The sequence below is a fragment of the Sphingobacterium sp. UBA1897 genome (assembly GCF_002337775.1).
GTDB lineage: Bacteria > Bacteroidota > Bacteroidia > Sphingobacteriales > Sphingobacteriaceae > Sphingobacterium > Sphingobacterium siyangense.
On record NZ_DDGR01000001.1, the window covers coordinates 149,661 to 175,303 of the forward strand.

Genomic DNA, 25,643 nt, shown 5'->3' on the forward strand with positions numbered 1-25,643 from the left:
GTATATGGAACCAGATTATATTATTGAATCCATAAAAAGAACAGCACGTGAGCTCTTTCGTCAAAATGGCTACCATAAAACCAGTGTGAACACATTGGCAAAAAAAGCTAAGATTGCGAAGGCGACGGTGTACAAGTATTTTGATAGTAAAGAGATGATCTTGCATGCCATTCTCATGGATTATCTTCGTGCGAGTCTGCAGGATATTTTGAAAACAACCAAATATGAGGATGATATGGCTTCGTTTTTGGCTTCAACAATTTTGCGGGTAAGCCGACTGACCTATACGGCTTGCAATGAATTGATCGGTTGGGAGTTTATCCGGGAATCTGCGAACGCACAAGAATATCTAAAGACGCTTTCTGAAGATTTGGAGTTTCTGCTCCTAAGCACATTCATTCAGAATGAAAAAATAAATGAAGCGATTAGTGAAGAAAAGCTGACCTTTTTGATCAAGTCTAGTAAGAGTATTGTGTTTTCTTTTGCTTTTACGGCCGTCTCAGATGCCGATGTGCGAAAAAACTTTATTTCGTTTCAGAAAGAGATCCTTCCTTATCTTGTTCAGGCAACAGTTCAGTAACATTATTATAACGCGCTCATCCCTTTCTAATTCACGACGTTATCTTTTTTTGCATGTTCACTTTTTTATGATGCTCAGCAACGTTAATGGTATTGTCGGGTTGTCTTCGTATTATGTTCGTACCACCTTCGGAGATGAACAGTCTTGCAACTATTATTGACCAGACCCTGAACAGATAATTCCTGTTCAGCGTTTGGTCGGAATCTGATCAGCAACGGTACACGATCTGTATCGCATCCGAACAAGGTACGAACAATGTCCGAATCTGATCCCGGTATTCTATTCGTTCGAAACTTATCATACCTGTCAGGTACTCGTTTATGCCAGTGATAATCAATGGCTATAAATCATTTATGCAGATGAAAAATCGGTATAAATTTGTATTTTTGCACCCTATGAGTAGAAGAATTCCGCAAGAGAAAAAGTTCTTGAAAGATATTGCCATCATTGATATTGCCGAAGAGGGTAGAGGTGTTGGAAAAACCGAAGATTTGGTTTTGTTTGTAGAAAAAGCTGTTCCTGGTGATGTTGTTGACGTGGAGCTTATGCGCAAGAAAAAGAATTTTGCGGAGGCTCGGGTGACCAGTTTAAAAGAGGCTTCATCTTATCGTGTAGATCCGTTTTGTGAACATTTCGGAGTGTGTGGCGGATGTAAGTGGCAGCATATGACCTATGATGCTCAGCTAAAATTTAAGCAACAATCTGTCGATAATGCCCTTTCGCGTATTGGGAAAGTAGATACTTCGGCGATGGAAAGTATTTTAGGCTCTGCGCAAACAGAATATTACAGAAATAAATTAGAATATACTTTTTCAAACAAAAAATGGTTGACTTCTGTTGATGAAGATTCGTCCCAATTAGAAATGAATGCACTGGGTTTTCACGTGCCTGGACGTTTTGATAAGATTTTAGATATCGATCATTGTTTTTTGCAAGAAGATCCTTCAAATGAAGTTCGTAATAGTATCCGTGATTTTGCTCTTAGTCAAGATATGACGTTCTACGATTTGCGTGAACACACAGGTGTATTGCGTAATTTGATTATCCGTATTTCTTCAACCGGGGAGATGATGGTGATCGTTGTGTTTGCATATCCGGAAGAAGGACAGGTTGAGTTGTTGATGGAATTTGTTAAAGAAAAGTTTCCTCAAGTCGCTTCCCTGTTATATATTGTAAACCAGAAACGCAATGATACAATCTTCGATCAGGATATTCATGTATATGCCGGTCGTGATTTTATCTATGAGGAGATGGAGGGCTTGCGTTACAAGGTTGGGCCTAAGTCGTTCTATCAAACAAACTCTGCACAAGCGTATGAGCTGTATAAAATCACACGTGACTTTGCCGATTTAAAGGGGGATGAGTTGGTGTATGACTTGTATACAGGAGCGGGTACAATTGCAAACTTTGTCGCTAAGAGGGCGAGAGAAGTTGTTGGTGTAGAGTATGTTCCTACTGCCATTGAGGACGCTAAAGTCAATTCGTCGATCAATGATATTACGAATACAAAGTTCTACGCTGGAGATATGAAAGATGTGTTGACCCCTTCCTTCATAGCTGAACACGGAAAACCAGATGTGGTGATTACAGATCCACCACGTGCAGGAATGCACGCTGACGTTGTAGCTCGTTTGTTAGAAATGGAATCACCGCGTATTGTATATGTCAGTTGTAATGCTGCTACACAGGCACGCGATTTGGTGTTGTTGGGCGAAAAATATGAGGTGAAGCGGATCAAGCCAGTAGATATGTTTCCGCATACCCAACACGTTGAGAATGTGGTTTTATTGGAATTAAAGAAGTAATAGCATACAGTATGGAAGTAGAAGATTTATTTGCAGGATCTGCAAGAGAAGAAAATACACCGTCTACAGAGCAAAGTCCATTAAAAAGTCTGCAGGTAGATCTCGATTTTTATAGTGAATCAATCCGCGAAGTAGCGCTGGAGATTGTTGAAGAAGGTTATTCTGACTACCCAATTTTTGTCGCACATCAGCATGAAGTTTCCGTTGGCGAAGTGATATTAGATCGTAAGGAACTGGAGACGAAATGGAGCATAAACGCCTCGACACTGGAAGAGTTTGTAGAAATGGATATTATTCAAGAAGATCGTAAAGCGTCTTTTATTCAGAACTATAAGCCTGCGAAAGACTATATGTGCTTGTTTGTTGTAGTTGCTGAAGGGGCTAATTTTGTTTTTTATCCATACAAATGATAAACAAAGAATATTTAAACTTTTTTAACAGTACAAGTGTCAAACTATTATTACTTTTAACAAAGTAGGTTAGGTGTAGCTGGGAATTAATAAGATTGAAATAAATTATAAGCTGTTCCTTACGGAAATGAATGTTTGACCCAATGAAATTGTTGATTTACAATCGCACTGAAACCAATTGGGGTAATTGAAGAGAGATAATAGGATGAAAATAATACATATACATATATTAGGGCTTTTTTTGCTGTTATTCACCTATTTTGGAGCTACTGCGCAACAACAGCAGAAGGTTTCGGGAATGGTGCTGCAAAAGGGGAACGGTAATCGCATTGGAGATGCTGTGGTGCTTAATATGCGCACGCACAGATCAACGTTGAGTAACTCTTTTGGTGTTTTTACGATTGATGCATCGGTAGGAGACTCCCTGTCTTTTACCAAAGTCGGGTATTCACCTGTTAAAACCGTGCTGACCAACCTGAATGAGTTTTATGTGGAATTGCAAGAAGGGATACGATTGGAGACCGTCATCGTTGAGCGAAAAACGAAAGAGGCCGAATTAAATGATGCCATGAATAATTACGCTAAAAAGGGTGTTTATAATGGGGGTAAAAATAAGTTCGGAACCTATCTGGGTAGTCCTGCAACCGCCCTTTATAATCTTTTTGGAAGGGAAGCCAAGAATGCAAAACGCTTTGGGCGATTTATGGACAAAGAGAAGGATGAATTACAAGTTGATCGTATTTTCTCTCGTGAAGCTGTTAAAAATCTGACGAAGCTGGATAGTACAGAATTAGATGCTTTTATGATACGTTACCGTCCATCTTTTGATTTGGCTGAGCATTGGGGACAGTATGATTTAATGCATTACGTACAACAATCTATGGACGACTTTAATGCAAAGGGAAGGCCTAAAGGAGCTCTTTTACCTGATATTGAAGTAAAGACTCAAGAAAAATAAAAACATTTTGCTTTTGTTACTGTTAGCTGTTTGTACGAGTAGGAAAAGGTGATTTAAAATTATGTAGCGTATCGACGTCATTTTTGGAAGTTTTAACGGCCTTTTTCAGTGTTTTGTAACAAAAAAGTTGATAAAAATGTCTTTTGGCACTTTGTTTGATTTTAGTAGAACGGTATTTAATTTGAATATTAAAAGTCTTAGATAGCATACATATGAAAATGAATAGAAAATTGGCTGTATTAGGTTTGACAGTTGCAACCTCAGCTATGTTATTTGGAAGTTGTTCTACCATCCAAAATACAAATAATACGACTAAAGGTGGTGTAATCGGTGGTGTTGCTGGAGGTGCTTTAGGTGCATTGATCGGTGGCAAAGCCGGTAATACGGCTATCGGTACATTAGCGGGTGCTGCCATTGGTGGAGCTGCCGGTGTATTGATTGGTAAAAAAATGGATAAGCAAGCTGCTGAGATTTCTAAAACTGTTGAAGGTGCTGAAGTTACGCAATCTGCAGAAGGTATCGTGGTTAAGTTTGATTCAGGTATTTTATTTGACTTCAATAAATCAGATTTAAAAGCGTCAGCTAAAGATAATATCGCAAATTTGGTAACAACCTTGAACAAAGAACAAGGTACTGAAATCCTGGTTATCGGACATACAGATAATGTAGGTACGTTGGCTGCGAATGAAAAAGTGTCTTTGGACCGCGCAAATTCTGTACGTGCATTTGCGGTATCTAAAGGCTTAGCGTCTTCGCGTATTAGAACTGAAGGTAGAAACTTCTCTGAGCCAATTGCAAGTAACGATACGGAAGCAGGACGAGCTCAAAACCGTCGTGTTGAAATCGTTATTGTAGCAGGTGATCAAATGAAAAAAGAAGCAAAACAACAAGCAGGTCAGTAAGCATTTTTAGGAATATTCTCCTGAAACAAATTTATTGATCTTGAATCATAAGAAAGCGTTGATTTAATCAACGCTTTTTTTGTGAAATACAGCGTGTCAGAATTTTTATATGGTCCATTTGCTCCTAAAATTTGACAAAGGATAAACCATATTTCTGTCTGACAAACTGTCATTATATGGATTTAAATTTCTAACTTTGTAGTCTTTGAAATAACTAAGGGCATAAAATCAGATCAGCAAAAGATCGGTCATTGCATTGGTTACGCCATCGAAAATAATAAAAATTATATTCTATTGAATATCGAGCTATGCTAGATTTAACACATACCACTAAGGAACACGACGAATCTCGTCAGGGTGAGGCATTATTATTAGAACAGGATCCGATTTTAAGTAATGGACGCAAACTGTATATTGAAAGTTACGGTTGCCAGATGAATTTTTCGGATAGTGAGATTGTTGCTTCTATTTTGTTGGATAAGGGATTTGAAACAACCAAGAATTATCAGGAAGCTGATGTGGTTTTTATTAATACCTGTTCAATCCGCGAAAATGCAGAACAGCGAGTGCGCAATCGTCTAAAGGAATTTGAAGCTGCTAAAGCAAAAAATCCTGGAATGATCGTTGGAGTGCTGGGGTGTATGGCCGAGCGTTTGAAATCGAAATTCTTAGAGGAAGAAAAGTTGGTTGATGTCGTTGTAGGGCCAGATGCTTATCGCGATCTGCCAAATTTGATTGATAAGGTTGACGATGGAGCTAAAGCTGTAAACGTCTTGTTATCTAGAGAGGAAACGTATGCCGATATTAATCCTGTTCGTTTGAATTCAAACGGTGTAACAGCTTTTATTTCGATTATGCGTGGCTGCGACAACATGTGTTCTTTCTGTGTTGTTCCTTTTACACGTGGACGTGAACGTAGCCGTGATCCGCAATCTATCGTCAAGGAGGCCCAAGATCTCTTTAATGCAGGCTATAAGGAGGTTACGTTGTTGGGACAAAATGTGGATTCCTACAAATATACTGCTCCAGTAGCTGAAGGGGAGGAACCGGGTGAAACTATAACATTTGCTAGCTTGCTTACGATGGTTGCTGAAATCAGCCCGCTTTTACGTATTCGCTTCTCTACTTCCCATCCAAAAGATATTACAGATGAAGTTTTATATGCAATAGCTTCGCATGAAAACATCTGTAATTATATTCACTTGCCAGTTCAATCTGGAAATTCCCGTGTATTGGAATTGATGAATCGTACATATGACCGTGAATGGTATATGGAACGTGTGGATGCCATTCGTCGTATTATTCCTGAATGTGCTATTTCTACAGATGTTATTACAGGTTTCTGTACTGAAACGGAAGAGGAGCATCAGGAAACATTATCTATGATGGATTATGTCAAATACGATTTCGCCTATATGTTTGCTTACTCGGAAAGGCCAGGTACTTTGGCTGCAAAAAGATACGCAGATGATATTCCAGAGGATGTAAAAAAACGTCGTTTAACAGAAGTTATCAATAAACAGCGCGATCATAGCTTATATCGTTATCAACATTTTGTTGGCAAAGTATGTAAAGTGCTTGTTGAGGGATTTTCAAAAAGGTCTGAGTTCGATTTTTGCGGTCGTAATGATCAAAATGCATTGGTGGTATTTCCAATCGATCCTCGATTTAAACAAGGTGATTATGTGAATGTACTTATCGAGTCATGTACTTCTGCGACATTATTAGGAAAGATTGTTGATTAAGAAAACTTAGATTGTTTTATTTCCAACTGGAAATTTATGGATAACCAAGATATAAAGAATAGATTTGGAATTATCGGTAATTCGCCTTTGTTGAACCGTGCTATCGATATTGCACGACAAGTGGCTCCAACTGATATCTCCGTATTAATACAGGGTGAAAGTGGGAGTGGTAAAGAAGTTTTTTCGCATATTATCCATCAATTGAGCTCCCGTAAGCATGGCCCTTTTATTGCGGTCAATTGTGGAGCTATACCAGAGGGGACCATTGACTCCGAGTTGTTTGGTCACGAAAAAGGTTCTTTTACGGGTGCCCATGAAGCCAGGAAGGGATATTTTGAAGTCGTTGATGGTGGAACAATCTTTCTAGATGAAGTAGGTGAGTTGCCTTTGGGTACACAAGCAAGATTATTACGGGTATTGGAGTCCGGTGAGTATATACGGGTAGGGTCATCCAAGGTACAGAAGACAAATGTGCGGGTGGTTGCTGCGACAAATGTGAATGTGTTTGAAGCCGTACAAAAAGGTAAATTTCGCGAAGATCTTTATTATCGCTTAAATACTGTACCATTGCGCGTACCGTCTTTACGTGAAAGACCTGAAGATATCAACTTATTATTTCGCAAGTTTATTGTGGACTTTTCTGAGAAATACCGTACACCTGGGGTTCAACTGACAGAAGATGCACAGAATATGCTACGCAACTATAGCTGGCCTGGAAACGTGCGTCAACTGAAAAATGTTGCGGAACAAATCGCTGTTTTGGAAAAAGAACGCATTGTTGATGCATATACACTTCAAAATTATCTGCCCAATGAATCCAGAACGAGTTTGCCAGCGGTCGTTCCTTCAAATAATGGTGGAAAAGAGGATTTTTCAGAAAGAGACTTGCTGTATAAAGTCTTATTTGATATGAAGAAGGATATGGTTGATCTGAAGAAACTGGTGGTTGAATTAATTCAGAAAGGTGTCGATTCTAGCACATTTGATCAAAATTCTCCCTACATTAATCAATTGTACCAAGAGATTGAACCACAATTGAAAGCGGATCCAGAAAATTATAATACAACCCCAACGCTAACGATACATTCTCCGGCAAATACGACAAATGTATTAAAAAGTCCTGTTGCACAGGATGAATATCTGCAGGATGCTCAAGAAGTTGAAGAATCTTTATCGCTTGTTGATAAGGAGTCTGATCTGATCAAGAAAGCACTGAAAAAGCACCGCGGTAAACGTAAAGCTGCTGCGCAAGAGTTGGGAATTTCTGAAAGAACTTTGTACAGAAAAATTAAAGACTTAAATTTAGATTAAGGTTTACAGATGTTGTCAAGAAAAATTTTATATGCTTTTCTCACCACAACCTTTTTGTTTGTAATGAATAGTTGTGGGGTAAAATATGGATTTACTGGTGGATCCATTCCTGAGGGAATGAAAACAGTCAATATTCAATATTTCGAAAATATAGCTCCTTTGGTTTATCCGACCTTAAGTCAGAATTTTACGGAGGCACTGAAAGAGCGTATCCGTAACCAATCTCGATTGAGTCAGGTGAATCAAGACGGTGATGCTACCTTTGAAGGATTTATTACAGAGTATTCGATAAGTCCGGCAGCTGTTGAAGCTGGGACAGATCGTGCAGCTATGAATAGATTGACTATTACAATCAAGGTTACCTATCATAATAAAATTAATCCGAAGGATGATTTTGAGCAACCTTTTACGCGATTTAAAGAATTTGCAGGAAACCTTCAGAGCGCGCAAGAAGAGACCTTGGGTAAAGAAATTATTCAAATGTTAACTGAGGATATATACAATAAAGCGTTTGCTAATTGGTAATTCTATTTCCAAGATGAATCTTAATATATCATTATCCAATAACGAGCTTTTTTTTCAAGCAATCAATCATCCGGACACCGTGGCCGAAGATGTTGTTTTAGCATTGATTGAAAAATACCCGTATGCCCAAAGCCTGCGATTTGTCTATGAGCGTAAAGTTTTTGGCAAGCATAGTTCAGTTCAGAATTTATCGTCTACTTTGCTCTATGCATCTTCTCCGAGTTGGTTGTATGAATTTATGCATTGTAAATCAGCGGCAGAGCCTGATACAATAATGCCTTCAGATGAATTTCTAGTGGATGGAGCAATTCGCGACGATGATGGGATTGTCGAAATTGAAACTGAGAGCGAAATTGTTGCTGAACCAGTTTTATCCAAGGTGGAGGTTGATGAATTGGATCGTTTGATTCAAGCGGGGGTTGCAAAAGATTATTTTCGGTCAAGCGATCAGCAGCAAGAAATTATTGCCGATTCAGAGGAGTCGGCACTAGTAACACCTGTTCTATCGGAATCTGTTGCCGAAATAATGGATGATGGTCAAGAGCGTGTTTCGGTCTATGATGATGATACCATGCCATACAGTTTCTTATGGTGGTTGCATAAGACGAGATTAGAATATGCTGATACCTATCAGCCCTATGTTAAATCTCCATTAGGCCCGATGACGCCCTCCAATGACGATATTGCTAAAATTCATGAGAAACTGGATAGTCAGCTACTCGATCAACAGATCCGGGAGAATATCTTTCACTTACAATCGCCTGAAGCAAAGTTGAGTGATGAGGTTAAAACGACCATATCTTTTCAAATACCACGTAAAACTGATGAGGTGATCGAGAAGTTTATTCGTGAGGAGCCTATGATTCAGCCTCTGCAAGCGGAAAAATTAGACTTGGAGAATAAAGCTAGGAAAAGTTCGGAAGATCAACATTCACTTGTTACCGAAACGCTTGCAAAGATCTATATGGAGCAAGGCTTATATCCAAAAGCAATAGAGGTTTACAAAAAATTAGTTTTGAAATATCCAGAAAAAAATGCTTACTTTGCGGCACGCATAACAGAATTAGAAAAGAAATTAAATTAATAACATAAAGAGATGCAAGGATTATTAATCGGTCTAATCATATTAGCTAGTATTATTTTAGCGTTTTTGGTTTTAATCCAAAATCCAAAAGGAGGTGGTTTGTCATCTGGTTTTTCAGGTGGAACGAATCTTATGGGAGTAAAACGTACAGGTGACTTTTTGGAAAAAGGTACCTGGATCATGGTTATTGCCATTATGGTATTTAGCTTAGGTGTAAATGTTATTGGTACGTCTCCAAGTACATCTAAAGGTGGATTGGGAGGTCAAATTGAAGCGCCTAAACAACAAGGTCCATTGAATTTGGGTACTGGACAACAACCTGCTGGTGCTCCTGCGGGACAAGAGCAAGCTGCTCCGTCTCAATCGCAAGAAAAGGCCCCAGTGACTACACCGGCAACAAAACCAGCAGAAGAAGCTAAGAAATAGTTGTCATTAAAGAATTATGAGCCCCGTTTGTTTTCACAGACGGGGCTTTTTTATGTTGGGTATTTTGTCTAAGGCAGACCTGTACCGTTAATTTTATTGGGATGGCGGTCGACGGAAGTAAGACTGGCAGGCCGGGAATGACAGTGTGACAGCAAAATGAATTTTTGTCGATGGAGATATTAACTTTTCTGTGAAAAATTGTCTTATAAGCTGTCTTATTTACAATTGGCATAAAAGATGATGTGTTTATAACGATTATAACATTAAAATAAATTCAATAACAGATAAAAAGTAAATTAATTATGGCATTAAGTATCCAACCTATCGGAGATAGAGTAGTAGTAGAGGCTGCTCCTGCAGAAGAAAAAACAGCTTCAGGGTTATATATTCCCGATACAGCGAAAGAAAAACCATCTCAAGGTACAGTAGTTGCTGTAGGTACAGGTAAAGTTGACGAGCCGTTAACTGTTAAAGTTGGTGATAAAGTATTGTATGGAAAATACGCAGGTACTGAAATCACTTATGAAGGAAAAGAGTACTTAATTATGCGTGAGTCTGATATTTACGCTGTTATCTAATTAATACGAACAGGTTATTTAAAAATGAGCTTGCTGGCTCAAATAAGAATTCAATAGATTATTTTAGTGAAGCTTTAAAATTAGACGTATTAAAAGATAAAATTGGTTTACGGTTCTATTTCAACGCCTAATTATGCTTCTTAGAAATACTAAATACTCATATAACAATGGCAAAACAAGTAAAATATAACGTTGAGGCTCGCGAGGCCCTTAAAAAAGGTGTAGATACTTTAGCTAATGCAGTTAAAGTAACATTGGGTCCTAAAGGACGTAACGTAATTATTGAGAAAAAATTTGGTGCTCCAGTAATTACTAAAGATGGTGTTTCGGTAGCGAAAGAAATCGAATTGAAAGACGCTTTAGAAAATATGGGTGCACAAATGGTAAAAGAAGTAGCTTCCAAAACAGCTGATCAAGCTGGTGACGGTACTACAACTGCTACTGTATTAGCGCAAGCAATCGTTGCTCCAGGTATCAAATCTGTTGCGGCTGGAGCTAATCCAATGGATCTAAAACGTGGTATTGACAAAGCTGTTGCAACTGTTGTTGCTAACTTGAAATCTCAATCTCAAGAAGTTGGTCAAGACAATAATAAAATTAAACAAGTTGCTACTATTTCAGCGAACAATGACGAAGTAATTGGTGCTTTGATCGCTCAAGCAATGGAAAAAGTAGGTAACGACGGTGTTATCACTGTTGAAGAGGCAAAAGGTACTGAAACAGAAGTAAAAACTGTGGAAGGTATGCAATTTGACCGTGGTTATTTATCGCCATATTTTGTGACAAATTCTGACAAAATGGAAGCGGAACTAGATAACCCATACATCTTGATCTACGACAAGAAAATCAGTAACATGAAAGAATTGTTGCCTATCTTGGAGAAACAAGTTCAAACTGGTAAACCATTATTGATCATTGCTGAAGACTTAGATGGTGAGGCACTTGCAACATTAGTTGTTAATAAAATCCGTGGTTCATTGAAAGTTGCAGCTGTTAAAGCTCCAGGTTTCGGTGACCGTCGTAAAGCAATGTTAGAAGATATCGCTATCTTAACTGGTGGTACTGTTATCTCTGAAGAAAGAGGTTTCAAATTAGAGAATGCTGAGTTATCTTACTTGGGTCAAGCTGAAAAAGTTCAAGTTGACAAAGATAACACAACTATTATCAATGGTTCTGGTAATGTAGAGGATATCAAAGCACGCGTTGCTCAAATCCGTTCACAAATCGAAACAACAACTTCTGATTACGATCGCGAAAAACTACAAGAACGTCTGGCAAAATTGTCAGGTGGTGTAGCTGTGTTATATGTAGGTGCGACTACTGAGGTTGAAATGAAAGAGAAAAAAGACCGTGTTGATGATGCTTTACATGCAACTCGTGCAGCTGTTGAAGAAGGTATTATCGCTGGTGGTGGTGTTGCATTCATTCGCTCAACTGAAGCCTTGGTAAACCTTAAAGGTGACAACGAAGATGAGCAAATCGGTATTGACATCATTAAACGCGCTATCGAAGAGCCATTACGTCAGATCTGTAATAACGCTGGTATTGAAGGTGCAGTAATCGTTCAAAAAGTGAAAGAAGGAACTGCAGATTTCGGTTACAACGCACGTACAGACCGTTACGAGAACTTAATCGCTGCTGGTGTAATTGATCCAACTAAAGTATCTCGTGTAGCATTGGAAAATGCAGCTTCAGTTGCTTCAATGTTATTGACTACCGAGTGTGTCTTAGCTGACGAAGCTGAAGAAAACCCTGTAGGTGCTGGTGCTCCTCCAATGGGTGGCGGTATGGGTGGAATGATGTAAGATTCATCCTTATAAAAAAAACCTGTTATCTTAGATAACAGGTTTTTTTATGCCTTGTACTTAATGACGCCTTCTGTATTTCTCGTAATAATGATCGTATTCTCGAGGTGAATAATTACGTTTAGTACCCCATTCCTGCAGCTCGTCATTAAAAAAATGTAACCAATATTGACGAAATCCTGAGGCTGAATCTACTGGATTTTCAAGTTGAGGAGTATTATATTCGTATATTTCTAAGATGCCTTCCTGATACTTCTTAGCAGCCACAATAGCGTCTGGTTTTCCAAGTTTTTGAATAACTTGTGCTTTGGTCATACCAACTTGTATCTTTGTAAGATCAGGCCCTTGAAGTATTTTGCAGTTTGAAAATAAAATCAGCGTAAATATGGTCGCTAATGTTGCTCTGAAAATCCTGTTGTAGTTCCTTTGAATCATAATATGTTATTTCTTGTAAGATAGGGATTGCATCAAATAGTTTAATCATTATTTAATCTAATAACCTTTCGCTGTATCGTCTCCACGTGGGTCGGCTCCTGTCTGTAATTTACCATTTGGTAATACAAGTATATTCTCCACACGGCCGATTGCCCCTCTCGGATTTATCGTATAGCCATCTTTTGTCAATTGGCCACGTAAATTGGAATTGATAGCGTTATTTTCGACATCAATGCGATCAGGAAGCCATTGATGATGAAATCTTGGCAGGCTCACAGCAGATTGTGCATTTTGTCGGAAGTCAATAACGTTGAGGATAGTCTGAAAAACAGAGGTAATGATGGTTGATCCCCCCGGGGTTCCCACAACCATGAATAGTTTGCCATCTTTTTCTACAATAGTGGGTGTCATTGAGCTGAGCATTCTTTTGCCGGGCTGAATCTCGTTCGCTTTTTCCCCTGTAAGCCCATACATGTTTGGGACACCGGTCTTCACAGAGAAATCATCCATTTCATTGTTTAGGAGAAAACCTGCGCCGGCCACAAATACTCCCGAGCCATAAGAATCATTGAGTGTTGTTGTAATGGATACTGCATTCCCTTGCTCGTCTACGATATTGAAATGTGTCGTTTGTTCACTTTCATAGCCAGGAATGACATCTGCATTGACATCTTTGCTTAATGTCGCTTTACGGAAATTGAATGAATTGAGTTTATGTGCATTTGAGCTGGAGTCAATAAGCTGTTGGACGGGTACCCTAATAAAATCAGGATCTCCTAAATATTTGGCCCGATTGGCATATACATAGCGTTCAGCTTCGACCATGACACGAATGGTTGAATCGGTTTGAAAGCCCCAGCGTTGAAGTGGAAACTGTTCGACTGATTTGAGCAAGGCCAAAAGAGATGTTCCCCCACTCGAAGGCGGCGGCATGGAAATAACTTTGTGCCCCCTGTAATTTGTGGAAATTGGGGTACGCCAAATTGCCTGATAATCCAGTAAATCTTGATGATTGATAATGCCTTTCCCTTTGTCCATTTCGGCAACAATTAAGTCGGCCGTTTTACCTTTATAGAAGCCGTCTCGCCCTTCTATTGCGATTCTTTCCAGCGTTTTCGCGAGTTCCTCCTGGATAAATGGGTCAGCTGTTTTCCAAGCTGTGGTTTTGATAATTGCAGCACCAGAGGGATTCAGCTTGACAAAACGATCTTTATGGCTTTCAAACTCATTGGCTTGTCGTTGACTGATTTTAAAACCTGTTCTGGCGAGCTGTATTGCTGGGAGTACGAGATCTTTCCATTGCAACTTGCCATACTTTCTGTGTGCTTCCCACATACCGGCAACAGACCCAGGGATGCCTGAGGCCAATTGACTGTAAAGACTCAACTCAGGAATAACATTACCTTGGGCATCGAGATACATATCCCGGGATGCTTTTTGAGGAGCTTTCTCACGAAAATCTAGGGCATCTAAATTACCCCGATGATCGCGATAGAGCATAAAGCCGCCGCCGCCAATATTTCCTGCATTTGGATAAACAACTGCCAAAGCAAATTGCACGGCAACTGCAGCATCTATTGCATTTCCACCTTGTTTTAAAATCTTTACGCCGACTTCTGAAGCCAAAGGATGCGCTGTGACTACGGCAGCCTTATTAAAAGTACTGGCCTGCTCGACCTTAGAATTTAGCTGTTGTTTTGTCGCACAAGAGGCAAGGCATATGCTCGCTATGAGCGAATAGGTTATGAATTTATACATCGTATTCGATTTAAAACTTTAAATATTATCTCAAAGAGTTGTACAAACAATACGATCTCCAATTATTTAAGTTTTTCGTTGTTTTTATGGCGGTCGGCATCCCGAATTGATTTCTTTTGAAGATTTTGTTGCAGAGCTTCTGTTAGATCAATTCCCGTTTGATTGGCAAGACACATCAAAACGAATAATACATCGGCCATTTCATCTGCTAAATTGACTTCTTTGTCTGATTTTTTGAAAGATTGCTCTCCGTATTGCCGAGCCATTATTCGGGCAACCTCACCGACTTCTTCCATGAGTATAGCGGTGTTTGTCAGTTCGTTGAAATAACGTACTCCGGTACTATTGATCCATTTGTCAATAATGTCTTGTGCTTCTTTAATTGTCATCTTTTTCAATAAAAAATTAAAAGTTGTCCTTATCTTTTGTATCCATGACGATGGTAACTGGACCATCATTCAGTAGGTCGATTTTCATATCTGCTCCGAATATGCCCAGTTGAACCTCTTTTTGGAGCAATTGACTTAACAATAAAGCCATCTCTTCATACATTGGTTTGGCTTTATCCGGTTTTGCTGCTCTGATAAAAGAAGGTCTGTTTCCTTTTTTTGTTTGAGCAAAGAGGGTGAATTGTGAGATGAGTAAGATATTTCCGTCTATATCCTGTATCGATTTATTCATCAAGCCCTGTTCATCCTCGAAGATGCGTAAGTTGATGAATTTCTGTCCTAACCATTTAAGATCTTCTGTTGTGTCTGCTTCTTCAACTCCTAATAAAATCATTAAACCCTTCTGGATCTGGCCTGTAATCTGATTATCTACCGTACAAGAGGCGTTTTTCACTCGTTGTATAACTGCGCGCATAATGAAAAGTATAAAACCAAAGGTAAAAATTCCGATTGTTAAACACGATGTAATGTGCAATTTATCCACCATATTAAATAAAAAACGTCTCTTGCTTCCTCAGGAAAAAAGAGACGTTTTTTTATTTAAATAAATTGTTTCTAAAATTTGAAATTCAGGCCCAATAGGAAATTTGTTGGTGCTTGTGGGAAATAGAAATTATAATATTTTCGGGTATCACCTTCCATCCAACCGAAGGTGTAGCCATTGGCTTCGTACTTTTCGTTTAAGATGTTGTTGACCTGTAAAGTTGCACTGATGTTTTTGATACCTAATGCTGTAAAGCTATAATTTGCTAACAGATTGTTGACAAAATAAGAGGAAATGCTCCTCTCTTTCGCAGATGAATTATCTAGATATTGTCTTCCTACAAATTTGGATAGTAGAGAGAATGTCAGTGATGTTATCGGACTATAAGAAAAATTACTTGACAAAATCGTTCCCGGAGATAAAGCAATGTCTGTTTTCGAATAAAATATCCTTGTATTACCGATTACCTCTTCAAAGTCTTTAATTTTATTTTGGCTGAAACTAGCTGTTGCTTTCCAGTTGAACTGTTTGCTGATGTTCCATGATCCATCGAATTCAAGTCCCATTCTATAGCTATCTTTGACATTTTGTCGAATTGGAGAGCCAGTATCACTGATTTCACCTGTTGGGATCAACTGATCCTTGTAAAACATGCCATACCCATTCAATCCGATGTTGAATTTTTCATTTGTAAAGCGATAGCCAAATTCGATGTCCTGCATTTTCTCTGGGGTAGGGTCTGGTAAGGCGCTATTTTTCTCTATAAAATCCTTGCGAACAGGTTCTTTTTGTGCAAAGGCATAGGAAGCGTATACATTTGAATGGTCATTTAGCAAATAAGTTGCACCAGCTTTAGGGTTTAAGAAATTAAACTTAGGATGATAATTATAATTTTTCACCTTATCATCATCACCATACATGTGGTAATCTACATTCCGATATTGAATATCGGCCATTAATATCCACTTATCTAGTTTATAATCGACCTTTAAGAAATTACTGAAATCATTTTTTTGTGATTTCCCGAAGTAATATTTATCGTCAAGAAAACCTGTTGATGCATATTGTGCCCAAATCACCTGGCCATAATGTTTTCCTTTGTATTGATTATAAGCTCCACCCCAAGTAATTTCAAGCTGATCATTCGGTCTGTAATTTAGGGCATAGGTCATGCCATAAAAATAATTATCAAGCCATCTCCTGCGGACGAGATCTGTTTTTTGTATGGTATCTTTACCAATGATGACGTTAGGCAAGCCGTATTTACTTAGTTTATCTCCGGGTCTCATTTCTTCATAGTAACCATAACCTCTTGTATAGTGTAGGGCTGTATTGAGCGTCAATTTGTCGTTCAGGATATTGGTATAATGAAGTTGATGATGTTTCTGCGTATAATTATCTGTTTGATTTTGATACGTATATAGATTATAATTCCGGCCGGCGTTCATGAAACGATCTTTCTCTGCGCCCGAGATTTCGAGTGCATTATCTGCATAGTCATCCATGCGTGATCGATCGCCAGTAATCAATGGTTCGGGAACGCCATTCCAGGCTTGATATGTCTTTTCTTTTCCCCAGAATACAATTCCTTTTAAAATATGTTTCTTGCCATAATAACCTCCGTCCACATAAAAAGACTGTAAGTCTGAACTACCTCTTTCGATATAACCATCGCTACTGATTCGAGATAATCTGGCATTGAAGGCAAATTTGTCGTTAATTAGCCCGGTACCTACCTTGACTGTATTTTTCCAGGTATTGTAGGAGCCAAATGAATTGTTGAGCTCTGCGTAAGGGGTTTCGACTAACGTATTGGACTGAATATTTAATGAGGCTCCAAATGATCCGGCACCATTCGTCGAAGTCCCAATACCACGCTGAACTTGGATGCTCTCGGTAGAAGAGGCAAAGTCGGGAAGGTTTACAAAAAATGAACCCATGCTCTCGGCATCATTTAAAGGGATTCCATTTAATGTTACGTTGATTCGTTGATTATCTGATCCCCTGATTGTCATTCCGGTATAACCTATGCCTGCCCCGGCATCGGAATTGACCTGCACGGATGGAGTCTGATTTAAAAGGAATGGGATATCCTGGCCGAGGTTGTTACGTGTTATTTCTTCTTTGGAGATGTTTTTAAAGGTTGTAGGAGCATTTCTTTTGGCACGGGTAGATTGAACAAGCACCTCTTCCATTTGAATTGTACTAGGTTCTAACGCTACCGTAAGCTCCAAATTGTCTTTAACATCCACATTTTGGCTCCATGTTTTATATCCAAGAGAAGATACCTGGATCTGGTGCTTACCTGTATTGATACGATATAGTTTAATCAGCCCATTTTTGTCCGATTGGCCAGCAAAGGATGCTTGTCCATCTATAGATATGGAAACATACTGTAAGGGGGTCTGATTGGTATTGTCTACAGCTTTAATTGTCAGATTTTGTTGCGCAATGGCAATTTGGCTTGAAATAGTAGCTAAGGAGCTACAAATCAAAAATTTGATCATGGTAATGTATTTTGTTTGAGTTAAACAAATCATAGCAAGGGGTTACTACGACCGCACTATTTAACTAACCTCTCCCTACGCCAGCATTATCTGGATCAGGTGTACAGAATTTAATCTGTTGGGTATAATCTCAGCCTTTATTTGTGTTCCTGACAAAACAAGGCACCCCTATTCGATGCTGCGAATATATAAATTTAAAATTGAAATGAAGTATAAAGAAGTAATTTATGACAAATGAAAAAGAGCGGATTTGCGGTATTATTTCTTTTTGGTTAAAAATTTGTGCAAATTGTTGTTTTTGGTATTTATTGTTCTTTTTAGGTACCTTGGCATGAATTTTTCTACTAAAGGTATGTATTCATACAGGTCAAAAAATTTTAGTTACTAAATTGATAGTGAGGAGATAAAATGTTAAAATATTTAAGCGCTAATTATATTCTGCCGATTACTTCAATGCCAATAAAAGACGGTATTGTTTCGGTAGATGAGGAGGGGGTAATTCAAGGTATCTATGACCCAACTTCATTTACACCTTCAGATAAAACGAAGGTTGAGAGATATGAAGGAGTGATAATTCCAGGTTTTATCAATGCACATTGCCACATTGAATTGTCGCATATGAAAGGTATTGTTCCTAAAGGTACGGGGCTTCCGAGCTTTCTCAGTAAGGTGATGACAACGCGGTCGGCATCGATGAAAAAAATAGATGACGCTATGGCCAAAGCCGATCGAGATATGTACGAAAATGGTATTGTCGCAGTCGGAGATCACGCCAACACTGATAATTCTTCAAAATTGAAGGAAGATTCACAGATATTATATCACACATTTGTGGAGGTGCTCGGAATTGAACCTGAAGAAGCTGACTTTAAGTTAAAGGAGGCTAAATCGTTGACCCAAGAGTTTAGGAATGGGCATGTATCCATTACTCCGCACGCTCCCTATTCTTGTTCGAAGGTCCTTTTTAAAAAATTCAAGAAGATGGTTCCGGAAACAAATATTATCAGTATTCACAATCAAGAAAGTGAAGAGGAGAATAAACTGTTCCGTTATAAAATGGGTGAGTTCTTGGACTTTTATAAAAGTATAGGAAAAAATGCTGATGCGATTAAGGCGCAGGCAAGAAATTCGATTCAGTCTTATCTTCCTTATTTGCCTTATCCAAATAAATTATTGTTGGTTCATAATACCTATACCTCTCTTAAAGATTTGGATTTTGTAGAGCGTATGGATCGTGATGTGATGTGGTGTCTCTGTCCAAAGGCCAACCTTTATATTGAGGGAACATTACCAAAGGTTCAGAATTTTATGAATGCCGGACAGCGTTTGGTAATTGGAACGGACAGTTTAGCTTCAAACGACACATTGTCCATTTTGGAGGAGCTAAAGGTATTGCATGCGCACTTTGAGGATCTGGATTTCTTGCAGACTATTCAATGGGCTACAATCAATGGTGCTATCGCGTTGAACATTGAGAATGAATTTGGCTCACTTGAAGTGGGTAAAAAACCTGGGATTGTGTTGTTGCAAGGTATGGAACACATGCGCCTAAATGAAGATGTTAAGGTAAAACGTTTAGCGTAGTATTTAATTCCCCAAAACTTCTGTACTTTTGCTCTTATTGAACCGTCCATGACTATAATAACGAAACTATAGTCATGGTAAGTTCCATCTGACCGATGGAAGAAAAAATAAGTTACAGATGAAACATTTGAATATTTCAATAAGAGGTAAAGTACAGGGTGTCTTTTTTAGATTGACAGCCAAGGCGGTTGCAGATCAAGTCGGTGTTAGAGGCTTTGTTGTCAATTTAAAAGATGGTTCTGTTTATATCGAGGGCGAGGGTGATGATTTTGCACTAGATTCACTGTTGGACTTCTGCCAAGAAGGACCGGAGGGTGCAATTGTTGAAAGTGTTGAGGTAAAGGAAGGCGAAATGAAGGGCTTTTCCAATTTTGAAGTAGTTAAAAGAGTTCAATCTTAAGTCTTTTCGCCTTGTCAGTACTTAAAAAATTCGCCGGACAGACCATGATTTATGGCCTGAGTACGATTATAGCTCGTATGCTGTATTTCGTCATGACGCCATTATATGTGCTCAAATATCCACCTGCGTCCTACGGAATATTTACCAATATGTATGCCTGGGCGTCCATGATCAATGCTGTTTTGGCATTTGGTATGGAAACAACTTTTTTTAGGTTTCTCCAAAAAGTCGAAGAAAAGGATAAAAAGCAGGTTTTCAATAACAGTTTTATCGTCATTGCCTCTCTGGCAGTATTATTTTTTATAACGGCCTTCGTCTTTGCGGGTACTTTTGGTAGCTGGTTGAATAAGGGAACTTACAATGCCGATTACGAGAGCTATGTAAAATATTTCGCCCTCATATTGGCATTGGATGCATTAGCTATTGTTCCTTTTGCGAAATTGAGATCAGAGGGAAGGCCTATTCGATTTGGTGCCATTAAATTGGCCAACATCGGTATTATGGTTGCTCTTAACCTGTTCTTTATTGCGCTAGTTCCCTATTTGATAAAAGATGGTGGTGCTTTGGGCACTTGGTGTTCCGGCTGGTATAGAAATGAATGGATAGGTTATGTATTTATTTCTAATATTGTGGCAAGTGCAGCAACCTTTCTATTGCTCCTTCCTGAGATGAGGGGTTTCTATTTTAAACCCGAAAAGCAGTTAATCTTAAAGATGCTATCGTATAGCTTTCCGATTTTAATTGCCAATATTTCTTATATTATCAACGAAAATTTAGATAAAATTGTATTGCCAATCTACCTGCCTAAGGATATTGGTGATCGCGATTTGGGGATCTATGGAGCCGTTGGAAAATTAGCGATGTTTCTGAGTATTTTTGTTCAGGCTTTTCGATTGGGCGCCGAACCATTTTTCTTTTCTTATGCAAAAAATGCTAATGCAAAGAAGACCTATGCGTTGATTATGGAATATTTCGTAATTGCCATGATGTTAGTTATGCTGGGGATTACAGCGAATATCGACTGGCTGAAGTATTTTATTAAAGGAAATGTGGAAACTCGTGACTTATATTGGTCTGGACTTTTCATCGTTCCGCTATTACTATTCAATTATGTGCTGTTGGGAATCTATATGAATCTTTCGGTATGGTATAAGCTTTCTGACCAAACGCGGTACGCTTTGTATATTTCATTGGTAGGCGCAGGAATAACTGTCGTTGCGAATTATTATCTGATTCCTAGATACAGTTATGTTGGAGCATCAATAGTCACATTTCTAGCCTACTTTTCTATGGTGGTGCTATCTTATGTATGGGGGCAAAAACATTATCCTATACCTTATAAATTGGGCAAGATCCTGATGTATATAGTTGTAGGAATATGTTTCTCCTATCTATCCTACTTTGTATTTAATCATAATGCCTTTGTTGGTAATGGGCTTTTGGTTGCTTACATTGGAGGTGTATTTCTGATGGAAAGAAATCAGCTCAAGCGATTCATAAAGAAAGACGCTTAAACGAAAAAAGGTCGTGCTAATGTTAAATTAGCACGACCTTTTTCTTTATAAATTGTGGACTTCAGGATTATACCATTTCTGCCGAGAAATTGTGTTCAATTTCATGAAGTACCTCAAGAATCTCTGCCTGGTTTTGAAGGCTAACCAATTTCATTCGGTGTTCTTTAAAGTTGGGGATTCCTTTGAAGTAATTCGCATAATGCCTGCGCATTTCAAAAATACCCAATTTGTCACCTTTCCATTCAATGGATTTGTTCAGATGTGTTCTGCAAACCTCGACACGTTCGGCAATAGTTGGTCCTTCTAAACGCTCACCAGTATTGAAAAAATGTTTTATTTCTCTAAAGATCCAGGGGTATCCGATTGCTGCACGGCCAATCATAATGCCATCCACTTCAAACTCCTGCCGCCATGCCGCAGCTTTTTCGACAGAGTCTACATCGCCATTGCCAAAAATTGGAATCTTGATGCGCGGATTGCGTTTGATATCACGAATCATAGACCAGTCCGCCTGACCTTTATATAGCTGCGCGCGCGTACGTCCATGAATTGCAAGTGCTTTGATCCCCACATCTTGTAACCTTTCGGCAACTTCGTATACATTTTTTGTGTTGTCATCCCAGCCAAGACGTGTTTTCACCGTTACGGGTAGATCCGTAGCCTCAACGACAGCTTTTGTCATTGCAACCATTTTATCGATGTCCTGTAGCAGGGATGAACCAGCTCCTTTGCAGACTACTTTTTTAACTGGACAGCCGTAATTGATGTCGATTAAATTAGGCCCTGCTTTTGTGCAGATCTCAGCAGACTGACGCATACTTTCAATATCTCCACCAAAGATCTGAATGCCAATAGGTCGTTCATATTCAAAAATATCAAGTTTTTGAATTGACTTTGCAGCATCCCGAATTAAGCCTTCCGAAGAAATAAATTCAGTATACATTAAATCAACACCATTCTGTTTGCACACATAGCGAAACGGAGGATCACTTACATCCTCCATCGGAGCTAATAACAATGGGAATTTACCCAAATCAATATTTTCACCAATCTTGACCGACATCTTCGATAATTTTTTACAAAGGTACAAAATTTGGCATTAGTATAAAGTTAGCTAACTGTCACGAGTTTAGAGCCGATTTTTGATCTCTTCAGATCCTGTCGAACGTTGACTGTTCGAATCGCCAACTCCGCCAAATTCAGAGTTAAGTGAAAGTATAGTCTTCCTAACGCCAGGGTTTGATTTCCTTATATTTCTTTTACAAATTCTTTGATAGCTTGTCCAGGATCGGCTGTCTTCATGAAATTTTCACCAATTAAAAATCCTTGGAATCCAGCTCTTTTTAGAGCTTTAATTGTCGAAGGATCAGATATACCGCTCTCAGACACTTTAATATATTCTGTTGGTATTTTGTTCAGGAGATCATAAGAATGCTGAATGTCGACTGAAAAATCTTTAAGGTTTCTATTATTGACACCAATTGCGTCAATGTCATCGAAAAGATTATCCAACAGTTCCTGTTCGTTGTGCACCTCAAGTAAAACATTTAAACCCAATTGGTGTGCATAGGCTGCAAATTCCTGTATTTCCTCCTTTTTCAGACATGCTGCAATTAAGAGGATGATATCTGCTCCATAAGCTTTCGCTTCGGTGATCTGATATTTATCCACGATGAATTCTTTTCTTAAGATAGGAATGCTAATAGCCTCGCGTGCTTTCGATAGATCTTCTAAATTGCCTTTGAAAAATTCGCTATCAGTAAGAACCGAGACTGCCGAAGCACCTGCCTCCTCGTATGCCTTTACAACATTTTCCACTGCTGAAGTACTATTGATGTCTCCTTTTGATGGCGATGCTCTTTTGTATTCCGCTATAATTCCTGTTTTTTCAGGATCAAGAATAGATTCTCTCAACGATAGACAAGCCACACTGAAATAGGGATAGTTTAATAGTTCCTCAAAAGGAACTAAAGCTTTTGCTTTTTCTACTTCTATTTTTTTTCGTTCAATGATTTTATCAAGTATAGTCATTTTTTTAGATGTTAGATTCCCAACCAGTTTTCAATTAATTTTTTACCATTTGTGGTCAATACCGACTCTGGGTGGAACTGCATTCCCCTTACATCGTATTCGGTATGGGTTAAGGCCATAATGATGCCATTCTCGTCGATTGCCGTTACCTTGAGGCTAGCTGGTAGGGTGTCTTTGTTTACAGCCCAAGAATGGTAGCGTCCAATTTTGGAATCTTTTGGGAAGTCCCGAAACAATTTCTCTGACTCATCAACAACAGAAATATTTGTTGCTACGCCATGCAAAGGTTTTTCCATATTGAATAGTGTACCACCAAAGACTTCTGCAATAGCCTGTTGGCCTAAGCAAATACCCAATATACTTTTATGTGGAGCGTAGGTACGGATAACATCAAGTAATAATCCAGCTTCTTCTGGAATACCTGGGCCCGGCGAAAGAAGTATTTTATCGAAAGCATCAATATCTTCCAGTTTAAATTTATCATTTCTCCATACAACATATTCTTGATCTAATTCCTGTAACAAATGGACCAAGTTGTAGGTGAACGAATCGTAGTTGTCAATAACGACTATTTTATTGTTGCTCATAACCTTTTGCTATAAAATCTTGATTAATATAATTTTCAATTTCCTGGAATATAGACTGAATAAATTCGATTGGCAAATGAAATCTTTTTGCCAGTAGGACATAATTACTGTCCAGGTTCCGAATGATATTCTGCTCTTCATTTTGCTCATCCTCGAAGGACTTGCCTTTGCCAATATAGACTTTTCGTAATGCCAATAGCTCAACGATGCGGTTGTCAATGGTGTCTACCGAATCATGGATATGTTGCTTGTTGACACAGTATTCCAATGGTCTGATCATAATGTTTCTGCTAATTGTAATGCTTTTCGTAGCGCAGCAATTTTGTTATTTACTTCTTGTAGCTCCATTTCGGGGTCTGAATCTAATACGATACCACCACCGGCCTGATAATGTAAGGTGTTTTGCTTACTTAGGAAGGACCGGATCATAATGGCATGATTAAAGTCTCCGTTAAAACCCATGAATCCAATTGCACCCGAATAAAATGAGCGTTGTAATCCTTCATAACGATCAATCAATGTCAACGCCATATGTTTTGGAGCACCTGAAAGCGTACCCGCTGGATATGTATCACCTACGATGTCAAATGGGTTGATATTGTCTTTTAATGTGCCCGTTACTTTGGAGACCAAGTGGATAATATGCGAGTAATATTGTGGTTCCATGTAGGACTCAACTTTAACTTGGGTGCAATGTCTACTTAAGTCATTGCGGGCAAGGTCGACGAGCATAACATGTTCGGAAGTCTCTTTTGGGTCTTCTTTGAGCTTGGTGGCTATCTTTTGATCTTCCTCCATGTTGCCTGTCCGTTTGAATGTTCCTGCAATAGGGAAAATCGTCGCTTGTTTCCCGTGGATACGCAGTTGAGCCTCAGGCGATGATCCGAAAAGTTTAAAGTCACCATAATCAAAATAGAAAAGATAGGGCGAAGGGTTGATGGAGCGGAGCGCACGATAGACATTGAATTCATCACCGGAGAACGGTGTCTTAAAGCCTCTGGATGGAACGATCTGGAATACATCACCACGTTGGATATGCTGTTTCATCTTCTTAACCAACTGACGGTGTTCTTCATCGGTACGATTGGAGCTTTCCTCGCCAGCTAGTTTGAAGGTATATTCAGGGAAGTTTTTGTTCTGAATAAGGAACTGCATTCTTTCAAGTTCTGATTCTTCGTCATCCAGCAGATGTTCAAAAATATAGAGTTGATTACGGAAGTGGTCGATGGCAATGACATATTTGTAAACATGATATTGCATAAACGGTATTTTCCGTGCCGGATCTACCGTTGTTGTTAGTTTGATGTCCTCAAAGTGTTCAATACAATCGAAGGTGAAGTAACCAAATAGGCCATTGGAGATCAAGTTAAGTTCAGCAATTGTATGATCTTCGAAGGAATTTCTAAAATCGGAAACTTCTTGACGTAATTCGATTTCGTGCGCATTTTTTACGATACGTTCTCTACCCGGATAAGTGAGCGTCAGCTCTTTCTCATCGAGCTGGATTCCGGCAATTGGTTGACAACAGATGTAACTTATGTTGTTGTCGCGACTATGGTAGTCGGAGCTTTCCAGTAACAATGAGTTTGGAAAGATATCTCTTAGGCGAAGATAGATGCTCACTGGTGTAGTTGTATCCGCAAGCAACTTTCTGGTTTGTGTTTTGAATGTATACTTCATTTTTTGTGTCTTATCTTCTTGTTGTAAACTATGCATAAAAAAACCCCGATACTGGTCAGCATCGGGGTTGGAATTTCCATAAATG

Annotated in this window: 25 protein-coding genes; 15 read left to right on the forward strand and 10 right to left on the reverse strand. The window is 38.8% G+C overall.

Annotated features, from left to right (window positions below):
- Window positions 1-4 precede the first annotated feature (4 nt).
- The 12 genes from B4N43_RS00550 to groL all read left to right on the forward strand — a co-directional run bounded on the left by B4N43_RS00550 (window position 5) and on the right by groL (window position 12,129).
- Window positions 5-580 (forward strand): TetR/AcrR family transcriptional regulator, encoded by a 576-nt coding sequence (locus B4N43_RS00550; RefSeq protein ID WP_046674798.1) that lies wholly within the window; start codon window positions 5-7, stop codon window positions 578-580.
- A 395-nt stretch (window positions 581-975) separates the two neighbouring features.
- Window positions 976-2,385, forward strand: coding sequence for a 23S rRNA (uracil(1939)-C(5))-methyltransferase RlmD (gene rlmD, locus B4N43_RS00555; protein ID WP_145327221.1), 1,410 nt, complete (start codon window positions 976-978; stop codon window positions 2,383-2,385).
- Between the two features lie 11 nt (window positions 2,386-2,396).
- Entirely contained in the window at window positions 2,397-2,795 is a 399-nt protein-coding gene (locus B4N43_RS00560) for a hypothetical protein (protein ID WP_088160022.1), read from the forward strand.
- A gap of 205 nt (window positions 2,796-3,000) precedes the next feature.
- Window positions 3,001-3,753 carry a hypothetical protein gene (locus tag B4N43_RS00565; RefSeq protein ID WP_088160023.1) on the forward strand — a complete coding sequence of 251 codons (753 nt, stop codon included), beginning with the start codon at window positions 3,001-3,003 and terminating at the stop codon, window positions 3,751-3,753.
- Between the two features lie 212 nt (window positions 3,754-3,965).
- The gene (locus B4N43_RS00570; protein ID WP_172462318.1) at window positions 3,966-4,655 is read left to right on the forward strand and encodes an OmpA family protein; all 690 of its coding nucleotides are present in this window, start codon (window positions 3,966-3,968) and stop codon (window positions 4,653-4,655) included.
- Between the two features lie 308 nt (window positions 4,656-4,963).
- Window positions 4,964-6,400, forward strand: a complete 1,437-nt coding sequence (gene miaB / locus B4N43_RS00575; RefSeq protein ID WP_088160025.1) for a tRNA (N6-isopentenyl adenosine(37)-C2)-methylthiotransferase MiaB — start codon at window positions 4,964-4,966, stop codon at window positions 6,398-6,400.
- A 36-nt stretch (window positions 6,401-6,436) separates the two neighbouring features.
- Window positions 6,437-7,711: a sigma-54 interaction domain-containing protein gene (locus B4N43_RS00580; protein ID WP_145327217.1), complete on the forward strand. Its 1,275-nt coding sequence runs from the start codon at window positions 6,437-6,439 to the stop codon at window positions 7,709-7,711.
- Between the two features lie 9 nt (window positions 7,712-7,720).
- Window positions 7,721-8,236, forward strand: coding sequence for an LptE family protein (locus B4N43_RS00585; RefSeq protein WP_088160027.1), 516 nt, complete (start codon window positions 7,721-7,723; stop codon window positions 8,234-8,236).
- 13 nt (window positions 8,237-8,249) lie between these two features.
- Window positions 8,250-9,320: a hypothetical protein gene (locus B4N43_RS00590; RefSeq protein WP_088160028.1), complete on the forward strand. Its 1,071-nt coding sequence runs from the start codon at window positions 8,250-8,252 to the stop codon at window positions 9,318-9,320.
- Window positions 9,321-9,332: 12 nt separating this feature from the next.
- Window positions 9,333-9,746, forward strand: a complete 414-nt coding sequence (gene secG / locus B4N43_RS00595) for a preprotein translocase subunit SecG (RefSeq protein WP_088160029.1) — start codon at window positions 9,333-9,335, stop codon at window positions 9,744-9,746.
- 302 nt (window positions 9,747-10,048) lie between these two features.
- Window positions 10,049-10,324, forward strand: coding sequence for a co-chaperone GroES (locus B4N43_RS00600; RefSeq protein WP_088160030.1), 276 nt, complete (start codon window positions 10,049-10,051; stop codon window positions 10,322-10,324).
- 167 nt (window positions 10,325-10,491) lie between these two features.
- Window positions 10,492-12,129, forward strand: coding sequence for a chaperonin GroEL (gene groL, locus B4N43_RS00605; protein ID WP_070561631.1), 1,638 nt, complete (start codon window positions 10,492-10,494; stop codon window positions 12,127-12,129).
- Window positions 12,130-12,189: 60 nt separating this feature from the next.
- Here the strand turns inward: groL and B4N43_RS00610 are convergent, their stop codons facing one another.
- The 5 genes from B4N43_RS00610 to B4N43_RS00630 all read right to left on the reverse strand — a co-directional run bounded on the left by B4N43_RS00610 (window position 12,190) and on the right by B4N43_RS00630 (window position 17,762).
- Window positions 12,190-12,564: a hypothetical protein gene (locus tag B4N43_RS00610; protein ID WP_075990822.1), complete on the reverse strand. Its 375-nt coding sequence runs from the start codon at window positions 12,562-12,564 to the stop codon at window positions 12,190-12,192.
- A 57-nt stretch (window positions 12,565-12,621) separates the two neighbouring features.
- Window positions 12,622-14,322: a gamma-glutamyltransferase gene (ggt, locus tag B4N43_RS00615; RefSeq protein ID WP_145327213.1), complete on the reverse strand. Its 1,701-nt coding sequence runs from the start codon at window positions 14,320-14,322 to the stop codon at window positions 12,622-12,624.
- A 62-nt stretch (window positions 14,323-14,384) separates the two neighbouring features.
- A complete protein-coding gene (locus tag B4N43_RS00620; RefSeq protein WP_286732292.1) occupies window positions 14,385-14,711 on the reverse strand; it encodes a nucleotide pyrophosphohydrolase in 327 nt (108 codons plus the stop codon).
- A gap of 16 nt (window positions 14,712-14,727) precedes the next feature.
- Window positions 14,728-15,186, reverse strand: coding sequence for a D-aminoacyl-tRNA deacylase (dtd, locus tag B4N43_RS00625; RefSeq protein ID WP_120333195.1), 459 nt, complete (start codon window positions 15,184-15,186; stop codon window positions 14,728-14,730).
- A gap of 140 nt (window positions 15,187-15,326) precedes the next feature.
- Complete coding sequence (locus B4N43_RS00630) at window positions 15,327-17,762, reverse strand: TonB-dependent receptor (protein WP_145327209.1); 2,436 nt, start codon at window positions 17,760-17,762, stop codon at window positions 15,327-15,329.
- A 408-nt stretch (window positions 17,763-18,170) separates the two neighbouring features.
- On the opposite strand from B4N43_RS00630, the gene B4N43_RS00635 reads away from it, so the two are divergent.
- The 3 genes from B4N43_RS00635 (at window position 18,171) to B4N43_RS00645 (ending at window position 21,260) form a co-directional block, all read left to right on the forward strand.
- Entirely contained in the window at window positions 18,171-19,346 is a 1,176-nt protein-coding gene (locus B4N43_RS00635) for an amidohydrolase family protein (protein ID WP_088160035.1), read from the forward strand.
- A gap of 118 nt (window positions 19,347-19,464) precedes the next feature.
- Entirely contained in the window at window positions 19,465-19,746 is a 282-nt protein-coding gene (locus B4N43_RS00640) for an acylphosphatase (protein ID WP_286732295.1), read from the forward strand.
- A 44-nt stretch (window positions 19,747-19,790) separates the two neighbouring features.
- Window positions 19,791-21,260, forward strand: a complete 1,470-nt coding sequence (locus B4N43_RS00645) for a lipopolysaccharide biosynthesis protein (protein ID WP_286732410.1) — start codon at window positions 19,791-19,793, stop codon at window positions 21,258-21,260.
- A 67-nt stretch (window positions 21,261-21,327) separates the two neighbouring features.
- Here B4N43_RS00645 and dusB read toward each other — a convergent pair whose 3' ends face one another.
- The 5 genes from dusB to B4N43_RS00670 all read right to left on the reverse strand — a co-directional run bounded on the left by dusB (window position 21,328) and on the right by B4N43_RS00670 (window position 25,558).
- Complete coding sequence (gene dusB / locus B4N43_RS00650; protein WP_120333078.1) at window positions 21,328-22,323, reverse strand: tRNA dihydrouridine synthase DusB; 996 nt, start codon at window positions 22,321-22,323, stop codon at window positions 21,328-21,330.
- Window positions 22,324-22,508: 185 nt separating this feature from the next.
- Window positions 22,509-23,291: an indole-3-glycerol phosphate synthase TrpC gene (gene trpC / locus B4N43_RS00655; protein WP_286732298.1), complete on the reverse strand. Its 783-nt coding sequence runs from the start codon at window positions 23,289-23,291 to the stop codon at window positions 22,509-22,511.
- 11 nt (window positions 23,292-23,302) lie between these two features.
- Window positions 23,303-23,878: an anthranilate synthase component II gene (locus tag B4N43_RS00660; RefSeq protein ID WP_145327205.1), complete on the reverse strand. Its 576-nt coding sequence runs from the start codon at window positions 23,876-23,878 to the stop codon at window positions 23,303-23,305.
- Window positions 23,865-24,158, reverse strand: a complete 294-nt coding sequence (locus B4N43_RS00665) for an isochorismate pyruvate-lyase (protein WP_286732300.1) — start codon at window positions 24,156-24,158, stop codon at window positions 23,865-23,867. Before B4N43_RS00665 ends, B4N43_RS00660 begins: the two co-directional genes overlap by 14 nt.
- Window positions 24,155-25,558, reverse strand: coding sequence for an anthranilate synthase component I family protein (locus tag B4N43_RS00670; protein WP_286732301.1), 1,404 nt, complete (start codon window positions 25,556-25,558; stop codon window positions 24,155-24,157). Before B4N43_RS00670 ends, B4N43_RS00665 begins: the two co-directional genes overlap by 4 nt.
- Between the last annotated feature and the right edge of the window lie 85 nt (window positions 25,559-25,643).

Coding starts and splice junctions, on each gene's coding strand:
- B4N43_RS00560 (WP_088160022.1), top strand. CDS start 2,397: ATGGAAGTAGAAGATTTATTTGCAGGATCTGCAAGAGAAGAAAATACA.
- B4N43_RS00635 (WP_088160035.1), top strand. CDS start 18,171: ATGTTAAAATATTTAAGCGCTAATTATATTCTGCCGATTACTTCAATG.
- B4N43_RS00600 (WP_088160030.1), top strand. CDS start 10,049: ATGGCATTAAGTATCCAACCTATCGGAGATAGAGTAGTAGTAGAGGCT.
- B4N43_RS00665 (WP_286732300.1), bottom strand. CDS start 24,158: ATGATCAGACCATTGGAATACTGTGTCAACAAGCAACATATCCATGAT.
- trpC (WP_286732298.1), bottom strand. CDS start 23,291: ATGACTATACTTGATAAAATCATTGAACGAAAAAAAATAGAAGTAGAA.
- B4N43_RS00585 (WP_088160027.1), top strand. CDS start 7,721: ATGTTGTCAAGAAAAATTTTATATGCTTTTCTCACCACAACCTTTTTG.
- B4N43_RS00620 (WP_286732292.1), bottom strand. CDS start 14,711: ATGACAATTAAAGAAGCACAAGACATTATTGACAAATGGATCAATAGT.
- groL (WP_070561631.1), top strand. CDS start 10,492: ATGGCAAAACAAGTAAAATATAACGTTGAGGCTCGCGAGGCCCTTAAA.
- B4N43_RS00660 (WP_145327205.1), bottom strand. CDS start 23,878: ATGAGCAACAATAAAATAGTCGTTATTGACAACTACGATTCGTTCACC.
- B4N43_RS00570 (WP_172462318.1), top strand. CDS start 3,966: ATGAAAATGAATAGAAAATTGGCTGTATTAGGTTTGACAGTTGCAACC.
- B4N43_RS00565 (WP_088160023.1), top strand. CDS start 3,001: ATGAAAATAATACATATACATATATTAGGGCTTTTTTTGCTGTTATTC.
- B4N43_RS00610 (WP_075990822.1), bottom strand. CDS start 12,564: ATGATTCAAAGGAACTACAACAGGATTTTCAGAGCAACATTAGCGACC.
- B4N43_RS00590 (WP_088160028.1), top strand. CDS start 8,250: ATGAATCTTAATATATCATTATCCAATAACGAGCTTTTTTTTCAAGCA.
- B4N43_RS00580 (WP_145327217.1), top strand. CDS start 6,437: ATGGATAACCAAGATATAAAGAATAGATTTGGAATTATCGGTAATTCG.
- dtd (WP_120333195.1), bottom strand. CDS start 15,186: ATGCGCGCAGTTATACAACGAGTGAAAAACGCCTCTTGTACGGTAGAT.
- B4N43_RS00645 (WP_286732410.1), top strand. CDS start 19,791: ATGATTTATGGCCTGAGTACGATTATAGCTCGTATGCTGTATTTCGTC.
- rlmD (WP_145327221.1), top strand. CDS start 976: ATGAGTAGAAGAATTCCGCAAGAGAAAAAGTTCTTGAAAGATATTGCC.
- B4N43_RS00630 (WP_145327209.1), bottom strand. CDS start 17,762: ATGATCAAATTTTTGATTTGTAGCTCCTTAGCTACTATTTCAAGCCAA.
- ggt (WP_145327213.1), bottom strand. CDS start 14,322: ATGTATAAATTCATAACCTATTCGCTCATAGCGAGCATATGCCTTGCC.
- dusB (WP_120333078.1), bottom strand. CDS start 22,323: ATGTCGGTCAAGATTGGTGAAAATATTGATTTGGGTAAATTCCCATTG.
- B4N43_RS00670 (WP_286732301.1), bottom strand. CDS start 25,558: ATGAAGTATACATTCAAAACACAAACCAGAAAGTTGCTTGCGGATACA.
- B4N43_RS00640 (WP_286732295.1), top strand. CDS start 19,465: ATGAAACATTTGAATATTTCAATAAGAGGTAAAGTACAGGGTGTCTTT.
- secG (WP_088160029.1), top strand. CDS start 9,333: ATGCAAGGATTATTAATCGGTCTAATCATATTAGCTAGTATTATTTTA.
- miaB (WP_088160025.1), top strand. CDS start 4,964: ATGCTAGATTTAACACATACCACTAAGGAACACGACGAATCTCGTCAG.
- B4N43_RS00550 (WP_046674798.1), top strand. CDS start 5: ATGGAACCAGATTATATTATTGAATCCATAAAAAGAACAGCACGTGAG.